The organism is Bartonella fuyuanensis, from assembly GCF_014197255.1.
In the GTDB taxonomy this organism is placed as follows: Bacteria; Pseudomonadota; Alphaproteobacteria; order Rhizobiales; family Rhizobiaceae; genus Bartonella; species Bartonella fuyuanensis.
The window spans coordinates 93,370-105,691 of sequence record NZ_JACIFE010000004.1; the positions used below are offsets into that span (position 1 = coordinate 93,370).

Annotated in this window: 10 protein-coding genes, 1 tRNA gene and 1 pseudogene; 9 read left to right on the forward strand and 3 right to left on the reverse strand. The window is 33.5% G+C overall.

Features of this window, described 5'->3' with window-relative positions; genetic code table 11:
• Nucleotides 1-260: 260 nt before the first annotated feature.
• The 8 genes from GGR08_RS03235 (at nt 261) to GGR08_RS03270 (ending at nt 8,658) form a co-directional block, all read left to right on the forward strand.
• Nucleotides 261-336 (forward strand) — tRNA-Lys (locus GGR08_RS03235).
• 584 nt (nt 337-920) lie between these two features.
• Nucleotides 921-1,820 (forward strand): septal ring lytic transglycosylase RlpA family protein, encoded by a 900-nt coding sequence (locus tag GGR08_RS03240; protein WP_183193957.1) that lies wholly within the window; start codon nt 921-923, stop codon nt 1,818-1,820.
• A gap of 742 nt (nt 1,821-2,562) precedes the next feature.
• Complete coding sequence (locus GGR08_RS03245) at nt 2,563-3,723, forward strand: D-alanyl-D-alanine carboxypeptidase family protein (RefSeq protein WP_183193958.1); 1,161 nt, start codon at nt 2,563-2,565, stop codon at nt 3,721-3,723.
• 30 nt (nt 3,724-3,753) lie between these two features.
• Nucleotides 3,754-4,398: a dTMP kinase gene (gene tmk / locus GGR08_RS03250; protein ID WP_183193959.1), complete on the forward strand. Its 645-nt coding sequence runs from the start codon at nt 3,754-3,756 to the stop codon at nt 4,396-4,398.
• Nucleotides 4,395-5,438 carry a DNA polymerase III subunit delta' gene (locus tag GGR08_RS03255; RefSeq protein WP_183193960.1) on the forward strand — a complete coding sequence of 348 codons (1,044 nt, stop codon included), beginning with the start codon at nt 4,395-4,397 and terminating at the stop codon, nt 5,436-5,438. Before tmk ends, GGR08_RS03255 begins: the two co-directional genes overlap by 4 nt.
• A gap of 77 nt (nt 5,439-5,515) precedes the next feature.
• Entirely contained in the window at nt 5,516-7,075 is a 1,560-nt protein-coding gene (gene metG, locus GGR08_RS03260; protein WP_183193961.1) for a methionine--tRNA ligase, read from the forward strand.
• Nucleotides 7,065-7,838, forward strand: a complete 774-nt coding sequence (locus GGR08_RS03265) for a TatD family hydrolase (RefSeq protein WP_183193962.1) — start codon at nt 7,065-7,067, stop codon at nt 7,836-7,838. The genes metG and GGR08_RS03265 overlap by 11 nt, the downstream gene beginning before the upstream one ends.
• Nucleotides 7,839-7,848: 10 nt before the next feature.
• Complete coding sequence (locus GGR08_RS03270; RefSeq protein ID WP_183193963.1) at nt 7,849-8,658, forward strand: MBL fold metallo-hydrolase; 810 nt, start codon at nt 7,849-7,851, stop codon at nt 8,656-8,658.
• A gap of 149 nt (nt 8,659-8,807) precedes the next feature.
• Here the strand turns inward: GGR08_RS03270 and GGR08_RS03275 are convergent, their stop codons facing one another.
• The 3 genes and pseudogenes from GGR08_RS03275 to pcsA all read right to left on the reverse strand — a co-directional run bounded on the left by GGR08_RS03275 (nt 8,808) and on the right by pcsA (nt 10,503).
• Nucleotides 8,808-9,200: a DUF6163 family protein gene (locus tag GGR08_RS03275; protein WP_183193964.1), complete on the reverse strand. Its 393-nt coding sequence runs from the start codon at nt 9,198-9,200 to the stop codon at nt 8,808-8,810.
• Between the two features lie 47 nt (nt 9,201-9,247).
• Nucleotides 9,248-9,700, reverse strand: a pseudogene (locus GGR08_RS03280) (enoyl-CoA hydratase/isomerase family protein); the annotation flags it as partial.
• Between the two features lie 26 nt (nt 9,701-9,726).
• Nucleotides 9,727-10,503, reverse strand: a complete 777-nt coding sequence (gene pcsA, locus GGR08_RS03285) for a phosphatidylcholine synthase (protein ID WP_425485747.1) — start codon at nt 10,501-10,503, stop codon at nt 9,727-9,729.
• Between the two features lie 217 nt (nt 10,504-10,720).
• On the opposite strand from pcsA, the gene GGR08_RS03290 reads away from it, so the two are divergent.
• Complete coding sequence (locus GGR08_RS03290; RefSeq protein ID WP_183193966.1) at nt 10,721-11,911, forward strand: UbiH/UbiF family hydroxylase; 1,191 nt, start codon at nt 10,721-10,723, stop codon at nt 11,909-11,911.
• Nucleotides 11,912-12,322 lie beyond the last annotated feature (411 nt).

Consider the following 12,322-nt stretch of genomic DNA (forward strand, 5'->3'; position numbering starts at 1 on the left):
TTCAACATAAACAATTTTGAAATGAGAGAGTCTTACGTTATTCAGGATCCTTATTCAACATACAAAACAGTGAATTATCATTATAAATCAATATATTGTAAAGTTGATAAAAAACGCTGATATAACAATGGAGAAAGAGGAAAAGATAAAGTTATTGATAACTAGAAAAAATAATAATATTTTTTTCAAAAGGTGTTGACCAAATGAAAAGTCAACCGTATGTTCCTTTTACTTTCTGCAAACTCAAATAGCTTGTATGGGAGCGCGTAGCTCAGCTGGTAGAGCAACTGACTTTTAATCAGTAGGTCCAGGGTTCGAATCCCTGCGCGCTCACCAAGTTTCAATAGAAAGAATAGATTGTATTAAAGCCCGGAAATTTTAATTTCTTTAGATTTTATTTGATTTTTTACCACTTCAAACCTTTTGGAAATTTTTTGGTTATTGCTATTACTGATCATTTTCTATTGGCTGTTTTGGTGGAAAGTAATGTCAGCCTTCTTTGCATACAATGCAAAAATGCTTTAAACTTGTGTGATACAGCTGCACCTGTGTTGGTATAGTCCTTAATGATTGCTAATTTTCACAATGCATGAGCTAGTTTTTCCATCGTTTTCATATGATTCGTAAAATAAACTCCGAAAATTATCATACTTATACACAGTTTATATTATGGGATAATTTTTTCTATAAGCTATTGATTTATATGTTTTTTATTCTTTTAATATTTCTTAGAATGCATTTATTTCTTAGAAAAATTATGAAAAAGGTTAACAATATATTAATTCTTTGATACAAGGCCTCAAGTTCGAGGATAGTATATGCGCGAGGGAAATCATCGAAAAAAGTAAACCTTCCTATCATGTATAAAAAGCGTAACAAGGTTTTACAGTAGTATCTAACAGAATAAGTGGGCTGAATAGATGTTTTTAAATAGAAAAAAGAGATTTACTTCTGTTATTAAACTGATACTTCAATTATTTTCTATAATAATCATTTCTCAGTCATTGGCATCTTGTTGCGCAAGTCAAACTGCGTTTTTTTCAATAAAAGATTCCTATCATAATAAACCAATCGACGTAAACACTTCTGTTTTACCTAAAAAAGTATTCAATAAGAAAAATCAACCGGAAGAAAAAAAGCGTGGGCGGGCCATTGTTGGTAAACCTTACCAAATAAAAGGAAAATGGTATTATCCTCAAAATGATCCGACTTATAAACGTGTTGGCGAAGCATCATGGTATGGTTCAGACTTTCATGGGCGTTTAACTGCCAATGGTGAAATTTATGACATGAATCTTTTGACTGCTGCTCATCCTACAATGCCTTTACCTAGCTATGCTCGTGTTACGAATTTGAAAAACGGCTCTTCAATCATTGTTAGAGTGAATGATCGCGGACCTTTTATGAACGATAGAATTATTGATTTATCAATGCAAGCTGCGGCAATACTTGGTTATATGGATATGGGAGTAGCAAATGTTAAAGTAGAGTATATTGCTGAAGCGCCCGTTGGCTATTATGATGGTGCATATTTAATGGCCTCTTATACTCCTGGAAATTCCACTTCATATTCAGTAGCGTTAGAGAATGTTTCTAAAAAAAGAGAAGCTGTTTTGTTAAAGGAGAAACGCACTACAGGCAACGAAGATGAATTAGCTAAAACAGCTGCTATTAAACAAGGACAACGCAATAAAACTATTGCAGTAAAACTTCCAGAAATTGGTCCTATCATGGTTAATAAACCGATGCCTTTCGATCAGGTTGCTTCTATAAACAAACTGAACAAAAAAACAAAAGTAAATTGGTTACAACTGTTTTAAAAGAAATTCTTTGATTTTTAATCAAAACAGTTGTTCACATAAAAATTTGTGGATTTATTATAGAGTTTTCCTCTTAAGATGAGTTGTTCTTTTTAAAGAAATGAATTGAGTATTATTACAAAATTCCGTACGTCTCTCCAAGCCTATGTTGATCTATTTATGATTTTATATTATTACTTCTTAATAAAGTGCACATTTTCCTTGCTGTAACAGCCTTTATCAGGTAAAGACAAATATATTATGTAAGTCTTTTTATGTAATCTTCGAAATAGCTATACAATTTAATTTGCAAAAAATAAAAAAGTTAAAAAATATTTCTTTTTGATTCAACTTTGTAACTTTCCAAAGTACCTACGGCAATATCTCACGAAGAGACTATACATTGCGTCATGCTTTTATTTGTCTTATTCGTTAAGGGGGGGTAAAATGCCTTACGTAAATAGAACATCTCAAACAAAATATACTTGCATTACTAATCCACATGCTTATTTTTAAAAAAGGATATTTCAATATTCCCACGCCTTTTACGATAGCGTCTATGAATGGTATCACAATAAAACCTTTAAGCATCAATATCGTTACATCTATGAAACTAAAAATTGTACCATATTATTTTTCTTAATGCTGAATACAAATAAAGCTTTTTCTTAAGTTACAAATAATTTCTCAATTTGCAGAAATAAAAAAGTTTTTTCCTATATAGTAGACTCTTTATGCTTATCTTTGCATGGGAGGAGCGGTTATGTATATAGCATTAAGGATATTATTGACTTTATGGGGAGTATTAGCATTTGATACGTGGGGGAGGGCGCAAAATTTTCAAACTTCTGCATCACAAGTGTTGTTACTTGATGCTGATACAGAGACAATACTCTATGAAAAACAAAGTAGTATTCCTTTTTTCCCTGCTTCATTAGTAAAATTGATGACAGCAGAAGTGGTATTTCATCAATTAAAAGAGGGATTATTAAGAAGTACGCAAAAATTCAAGGTCAGTGAAAATGCTTGGCGAAAGGGTGGAGCACCTTCCGGTACAACCACTATGTTTGCAAAAATAAAGACAGAAATCAGTGTTTCCGATCTTTTGCGTGGTTTAATCATTGTCAATGGAAATGATGCTGCAATTATTCTTGCTGAAGGAATATCAGGAAATGAAGTTCTTTTTGCAAAGCTAATGAATCAGCGCGCTAAAATAATTGGATTATCTCAGAGCCATTTTGTTAATGCAACAGGACTTCCTGAAGAGGGACAATTTGTAACAGCGCGTGATATGATTGTATTAGCGCGTCATATTGCTCAGGAATATCCAGATTATTATGCACTTTATCGTGAGCCTCATTTTACGTGGAATAATATTTTTCAACGTAATAAAAATCCTCTTATTTCTAAGGAAATTGGTGTAGAAGGGTTTGGTTTTGGCTACAGTGAACGTGAAGGATTTTCAATGGTTGCTGCCATTTATAAAAATCATCGACGTCTTTTTTTAGCAATCAATGGCTTGCGAGATAGTAAAAAGCATACAAAAGAAATAGAGCGTATTCTTCAATGGGGAACGACTGCATTTGATCTCAAAACGATTTTCAGAAAAGGAGAAACTGTTGGTCATGCTGCTGTTTATGGTGGGGAAAAAAAAATTGTTCCACTTATTATTAAAAAACCAATAAATTTTATGCTTTGGAATGAAAAAAAAAATGTTAAAGCAAAAATTAAATATCATGGTCCATTGAAAGCTCCTATCGTTTCAGGGCAAGCAGTTGGATTTATTCAAATTTTAGAAGATAAAAAGGTTCTTATGGAAAAACCAATTTTTGCCGGAATGAATGTTCAGGAAGGAAGTTTTTTTAAAAAGGTAAAAGATGCATTTTATGAAATAACAATAGGATGGCTAAGGAAATATTTGTAGATACACGCTAAATAAGGTTGAGGTTCATACGTGTCAGGTTATTTTATTACATTCGAAGGAGGGGATGGAGTAGGAAAAACAGTACAGATTTCTTTGCTTGCTGAGTATCTCTCTCACAAAGGTTATGATGTTGTTACAACACGAGAACCAGGAGGAACAGCAGGAGCAGAAGCAATTAGACATATTTTGTTGTCAGGGAAGACACAACAATATGGATCGTTAATTGAAGCTATTTTGTTTACAGCTGGACGCGCTGACCATGTTCATGAAGTTATCGCACCTTCTTTGCAAGAAGGTAAAATCGTTTTATGTGATCGCTTTATTGATTCTACACGTGTTTACCAGGGACTCAATGATAGAGTCAGTTTTTCTCTTCTTACTGTTTTAGAGTGTGTTGCGCTCAATGGTATCATGCCCCATTTAACATTTTTATTAGATATGCCAGCAATATGTGGTATGAAGCGTGCAAGTTTACGAAGAAAAAAAACAGAAGCTATTGATTATTTTGAAAAAGATCAGTTGGAAATTCAAGAACAAAGGCGTCAAGCTTTTCTTCAATTAGCTAAACAGGAACCACAAAGGTTTCAGGTTATTGATGCTACTGGCTCAGTGGAAAGTATTGCACATCAAATAAAAAATATTTGTCATCAAGTATTGTTGGATAAGCTTTTATGAGTAATATAAATATTTTACGCCAATATGATGATATTGATACGATCCTATCACCTTCCCAGAACAATGTTCTCTTTGGCCATGAGGATGTTCGTCACTTTTTATCACAAATGCTTAAAGAGAAGCGTTTGCATCACGCATTGTTATTTGAAGGAGAATATGGAATTGGAAAAGCCACACTAGCGTTTCACTTTGCTTGGAATATTTTTAGCTCTCCCCAAGGGACCTTCCTAAAACCTGAAGCTCATTCTATTCCATGGAGTCAAATTACACAAGGTAGTCATCCTGGTCTTTTGTATATTTCACGTCGATTTGATGAAAAAACGCAAAAGTTTAAAACAGGAATACTTATTGATGATATTCGCGATATACTACATTTTTTAAGCCGAACTTCACAAGATAATGAATGGCGTATTGTCATTCTTGATTCTGCCGACGATATGAATAGAAACGCAGCAAATGCAATTCTTAAAATACTTGAAGAACCACCTACAAAGACCCTATTTATTATTATCACGCACTCTTCAGGAAAATTACTTCCAACAATTCACTCACGGTGTCAAAAAGTTTCTTTTCGCCCGTTGAATAATGATGAGATGAAAAAAGTCATTACACATATTTTTCCTTCTCAGGATTTACCTGATGAGAAAACGATTGAAATGATTATTAAAAAATCCAAAGGAAGTCCTCGAAAATCTGCTTTACTTATTTCCCACGGTGGTCTTGAAATTATTAAAACGATAGATGCTCTTCTAGAGCAACCAATTTGTAACGCCACTATTGTACATACTTTTGCACAAACATTTTCATCTGCTTCTTCCCTATTCCAATTTCAACAATTTTGTGATGAAATTCTTGATACAATTCAAAAAAAAGCTATAATTTTCGCTGAAAATGGAAACTTATTTCTTTCAAAAAAATATGCGCAAAAGTGGCAAGAGATTCAACAAGAAATAGAGGAAATACAATTATTTAATCTCGATAGGAAGCAGTTTGTTATTAATTTGCTTTTTAGACTTCATAAGATCATTCACGAGGATTAGTTTTTCCGTGACAATGTGATAAACAAGCGTTATGTCATTGTATCTTTTATTTTATGGCGTTTTACAAAGAGTATGACATGCGTGATACATATTATATAACAACTCCCATTTTTTATCCTAATGGTGTTCCCCATATTGGACATGCCTATAGTGCTATTGCAAGCGATGTTTTAGCTCGCTTTCAACGATTAAACGGGAAAAATGTATTTTTTCTTTCTGGTACAGATGAGCATGGTCTAAAGATGCAACAAACGGCCGCAGCATTGGGTATAACACCGAAAGATCTTGCAGATCGTAATAGTGCGGCGTTTCAAAAAATGCTGGCAATATTAAATTGTTCTAATGATGATTTCATCCGGACCACGGAAAACCGCCATTATCAAGCTTGTCAAGAAATTTGGAAAAAAATAGAAGCAAATGGTGATATTTATCTCGGCCGTTATACAGGTTGGTATTCGGTTCGCCAAGAATCGTATTATGAAGAAAAAGATACGGAAATTGGACCAGACAATATCCGTCGCGAGAAAGAATTAGGCTCTCCAGTTGAATGGAATGAAGAAGAAAGCTATTTTTTTAGGCTTTCTCGTTATGAAAAGGCTCTTCTTGAATATTATGAAAAGCATCCTGATTTTATTTCTCCACTTGAGCGACGTAATGAAATTATAAGTTTTATCAAATCGGGTTTAAAAGATATCTCTATTTCACGCGCAAGTTTTAATTGGGGGATTTCTGTTCCTGAGAATCAAAAGCACGTAATGTATGTCTGGATTGATGCACTTACAAATTATCTATCAGCAATTGATTTTTTCAATGAAAATTCAAAGAAGCGTGATTTTTGGCCTGCAAACACACATATCATCGGTAAGGATATTATTCGTTTTCATGCAGTCTATTGGCCGGCACTTCTAATGTCTGCTGGAATTGAATTGCCTAAAAATATTTTTGCACATGGTTTTTTACTTAATCGTGGTGCAAAAATGTCAAAATCTATTGGAAATGTCGTTGATCCTTTTGAAATGGTTGATCATTACGGTCTTGATCAAGTCCGTTATTTTCTGCTTCGTGAAGTACCATTTGGACAAGATGGTAGTTATAGCCATAAGAGTTTAGTGAATCGCATCAATGCTGATCTTGCTAATGATCTTGGTAATTTAGCACAGCGTTCTTTATCTATGATTGCCAAAAATTGTGATGCAAAAGTTCCGCTACCAGTTTCATTCTTAGTTCAAGACAAACAGCTTTTAGAACAATCTCTTCAAGTGCTTGAAACTGTACATCAAGCAATGTCTTCTCATAGTATGCATTTAGCACTTTCAGCTATTTTTTCAATTGTAGCGGATGCCAATCGCTATTTTGCCAATGAGCAACCTTGGAATTTACGTAAAAATGATCGAGATCGATTTTCTACAGTTCTTTATATAACTGTAGAAATCTTGCGGCGAATAGGAATAATGCTTTTGCCTTTCATACCTCAATCAGCAGCAAAACTTCTTGATAGCCTTGCGATTGCTGAAGATGATCGGTTATTGTATCATATAAGCCATTCAAAAATTCAAGAAGGACTTGATCTTCCACCACCAGAACCGATTTTTCCTCGTTATATCTTGAAGAAAGAAGATACTCATCATGTTGATTGATACACATTGTCATCTTGATTTTGAAGATTTTTCACAAGATTTGAATAATGTTATCCAGCGAGCTTTAGATGCTGACGTTAAGCGTATGATAACAATTTCAACTCGTGTTCGTAAGTTAGATAAGTTGTTAGCTATTGCGCAAAGTTATGATCAAATCTTTTGTTCTGTTGGTACACATCCTAATTATGCCCATGAAGAACAAAATATTACAGCCAAAGAGCTTATAGAGCTCTCGAAGCACCCTAAAATTGTTGCATTTGGGGAAGGAGGACTTGATTATCATTATGATTATTCTACACCAGAAGAGCAAAAGAAAGTTTTTCAAGAACATATCATTGCTGCTAGAGAAACACAGATTCCTCTTGTTATCCATTCACGCAATGCAGATGATGATATGGAGAAAATATTACGCGACCAGATAAAAGAAGGGGCTTTCCCCTTTATCTTTCATTGTTATTCATCTGGAATACAACTTGCTCATGCTGGAATTGAACTTGGTGGTTATATTTCTTTTTCAGGTATTCTTACTTTTAAAAATGCCCTTGAAATCCGTGAAATAGCGAAAATTGTTCCCCATGAACATTTGTTGGTGGAAACAGATGCACCATTTTTAGCGCCTACCCCTCATCGGGGGAAAACAAATGAACCATCTTTTGTATGCTATACAGCAGCTGTTTTGGCTGAGACAATTGGCTTAAGCATTGAAGAAATAGCTCAAATAACAACCCGTAATGCTTTTCGTTTATTTAACAAAATGAAATAAGGCAAAAGCTATGTATGATCAATACCGATTTACAATATTAGGCTGTGGGCCTTCTCCAGGAGTCCCACGACCCAATGGCGATTGGGGAACATGTGATCCGAATAATCCTAAAAATAAACGCTACAGAAGTTCTTTATTAGTTGAACGCATTAAACCATCAGGAAAAAAAACAACTGTCGTTATTGATACAGGTCCAGATTTTCGCTCACAAATGATTGAAGCACGTGTGGATCATCTTGATGCTGCTCTTTACACGCATTCTCATGCAGATCATATCCACGGTATTGATGATTTACGCAGTTATGCACTTGCACAAAAATCTTTAATAGATATCTATGCAGACAAATTTACACTAGAGCATCTTAAAAAAGCTTTTGGATATTGTTTTCAAACACCAAAGGATTCATCTTATTCTCCCATCTTAAAAGAACATCTTATCAATGAAGATAGCCAATTTATTATTCAAGGGGAGGGTGGAGCAATAAACGTTAATACGCATTTACAACACCACGGAAATATTCATTCTTTAGGTTTCCGTATCGGAAATGTTGCTTATTGTACAGATGTTAGTGAGTTTCCTGAAAAAACATTATCCAAATTAAAGGATTTGGATGTTCTCATCATTGAAGCTCTTCAATTTAAATTACACCCGAGTCATTTTTCTGTTAATCAAGCATTACAATGGATAGAATATTTAAAGCCAAAACAGGCAATACTCACACATATGGATAGATCACTGGATTATAATGCAATCGTAAATTACGTTCCATCCTATGTAAAACCTGCGTATCAAGGCCTTACTTTTGAAACAACTGCATAAGTTTATTAGTGCAATATTTTACGTTAAATAAAAATGCAATATTTCATTATCACTGTTTTTAGGATAAAGGATTTATCTTCCCCACCAAATTATCGCATAATATATATTATGGAACTTTCTCGATTTTTAATTTTAAAGGTTTTTTATTTTTACTCTTTAAAAAAAGTCATCATAATTTGTAGGATTACAAAAACTAAAAATAATATTCCATGAAATAATGGTACAAATGACTGATAAATAAGATCAGAATAATATATTACTATTGTTTCAATCAATGCTGCGATACACCATAAAATAATGCCCCATAGTGAATACATCCAAAGTCCAATTAAAGCAATAGGATAGAGAATAGCCAATGTAGCTGATGCAAATTGCCACTGCCAAGGCATAAGATCAAAACGCCATAAAACACCTGGAAAGACACCTACAAGGCGTATCCAATAAAAAACACCTAAAACTAAGCAAATAAGTGCCAAAAACCGTAAATAACAGTTATAAATTAAATTGATTTTTGAAATCGGTTTGTAAGAATTATTTTTCACAAGAAAGACTCTTATTCAATAAGTTGAAAGTAAGAATTTACCATAAATAGAGATGGTAAGAAAAAACTTACACTTACATCTGAAAAAAATCCAATTGTTCCTTCTAGCATAAAAAATTGTATTTTCTGTAACAATTCGACGTTAATCATATAGAAAAATACCGACCCCTCCTCCTATTCAAATACCGTTTAAAAAAGAAATATAGGACTTTGAAAAACATTTAATATAAGCATTTAAATTATATTCATCTCTAATTTAAGGTATTGATAAGAAAAAATAATTTTTTCCATTCCACCAGTACAAAAAGCACGTCCGTCTCCTTCAATTAAGCTACAAGAAACATCGTTATCTGTTTCCCACGTTTTGAAAGCTTTTTTAAAAGCGAAAACCATTCGTTGATTAAGAGCATTTAATGCTGAAGAACCCGTAAGCTTTATAATACTAGCGCACCCCTCTTTAGTAAAAGAAATATCATCACCTGCTTCAAAGTTAATTTGCATCTCACACCCGTCTTAAAATAATTACTTTATTGTTTTTTTACATTTTTTGCACCAAGTTGAGGAAATATTTGCATGATTGCGCCAATACAGTATATATAAATTCCTGTTACCGAAATTCCTATTTTAACCCAATATGGAACCTCTAGTTGATAAAAGAATGCAGAAATACCAAAAACACACCACAAGAGAAAAATTGGAAAATTAATTCTACGTAAACGAAGAACTCTCACTGGATGAATAAAATAAATTGGCAAAAAAGATATAATTGCCGATAAAACAATAACGATAAAAGTAATCCACTCTCCTGGTCTTACGACAAAAAGCGTAAAAACCATCATGTTCCAAACAACAGGAAATCCTTTAAAAAAGTTTTCTTTAGTTTTCATACCAGTATCTGCATAATAAATAGCGGATGAAATAACAATAATTGCACTCAACGAAAATGATAACCCTAACCCCATAAAACCACTTTGATAGAGGGCAAAAGCAGGAATTAAAACATAAGTCACATAATCGATGATATTATCCAAGAGCTCGCCAGACCATGTTGGAAGGACGTATTTAACATCAAGTTTGCGTGCAATCGGTCCATCTATACCATCAATGAGAAGTGCAAGTCCAAGCCAAAAAAACATAGCTGTCCATTCTTTTTGAGCAGCAGCTATAAGAGAAAGAAATGCTAAAAATGATCCAGAAGCTGTCAGTAAATGAACAGAAAAAGCTTTTGCTTGTGGCATTGTTACTTTTTTATGGCGTAATAATTTAGCATTTTTTTTGATTTTCTTTGTTAATTGACGTTTCAAGGTTTTCTTATCCTCGTTTTTCAAAAACTTCATCCATCGATTAATATGCTATTTTTTACCTATGATATGATTCACCATAAAAAAATCATAAAAAGGTTACTTTTTTATATCTCATCATTTATTACATAATATAATAGAATAGCTTCATACAATAAAAAGAGAGTATTCATTTGGAAATGTTAAAATATTTTTTCAATGAGAAAAGGCTCAAATCATTGTGATATTTAAAAAGAAAGAAAATCATAAAAATATTACTGTTATTGGTGCTGGTCCTGTTGGGATGTTAGCCGCACTTAGGCTTGCACATAAGGGGTTTTCTGTTTTTCTTATTGGCCCCCCTGCTCATACAGATGAATTACGAACCACTGCTCTTATGATGCCTGCAATACGCACGCTTCAAAAACTCAATATTTGGAATCGTCTTCAAAAACATGCTGCAGCTTTATCGTGCGTGAGAATTACAGATATAACTTCCAGAATTGTACGTGCACCTACAGTGTATTTTTCTGCTGCTGAAATTGGTGAAAAAGCTTTTGGTTATAATATACCTAATGTAGAATTGAATAATGCTTTAATCGATGCTGTTACACATACGCCCAACATTACAAGATTTTTTTCTGCAGCCAAATCTTTTCATCACACAAAAAGCCATGTACATATTACTCTTCTTGATGGTAGAGTCATTCAAGCACCACTTGTTATTGCTGCTGATGGACGTCACTCTCTTACACGTGCTGCAGCGAGGATAAGTACCAAACAATGGAACTATCCACAAAAGGCGCTCGTTCTCAACTTTTCTCATGAATTTCCCCATCAAAATACATCAACTGAATTTCATACAGAACATGGTCCATTTACACAAGTGCCGCTACCAGGACAAAGGTCTAGTCTTGTATGGGTTGTTCATCCTTCTCATGCTGAGGAATTATTGAATATAGAATCAAAAGAAATTGCGAAAATAATCGAAAATAAAATGCAATCAATGCTTGGAACATTAAGCTTAGAAACATCAATTCAAGCATGGCCGCTTTCAGGACTTCTCTCTCATTATTTTGCTGCCAACCGAACGATTTTAGTTGGTGAAGCTGCTCATGTTTTTCCCCCTATTGGAGCACAGGGATTGAATTTAGGATTCCATGATGTTCAAACTCTGATTGATATTTTACCCAAAGAAACATCTGATTCTAACCCTGAAATGATTGTTGCGCATTATAACAAATGCTGCAAACCAGATATATTAATCCGAAGTGGAGCTGTTCACACACTTAACTCTGCTTTACTTTCTCATCTGTTGCCTGTTCATATCATGCGAAGTGTTGCACTTAGTCTATTACAAAATTGTTCACCATTACGTAATTTATTTATGCGCGAAGGGATGTATCCTGGTTATATTAAACATAACACATGAATACAATCCCTCTGTAATATACATTTAAGAGAGGTTTGAAGATATTTTGAGAGTTTTAAGAACCTACAAAATCCTACTATAAAGTGTCTCATAAAATGTATCAAAATACATATTTTGATATCTTAAAAAGATATATAGTGCATTTATCTTGATGAACCCTCAAAATCTTCAAAATTCATAACTATAATGCTCTTGATAGCATCTCTTATAAGTTACAAGCTATCTTTTGAAAGGCTTTAAAAGATCACATGCTTTTCATAAAGCACATTTTAATCATTTACTAAAATCATAAGATTCGTCTGTTAAATAAACTGATATAACCGATAAAATAGACAAAAGCCCATAAAAAGGGATTTTGATCATCTATGGAATAATTTTATAGGTCTTTTTTATAAGTTGTTTCCTTAAAAT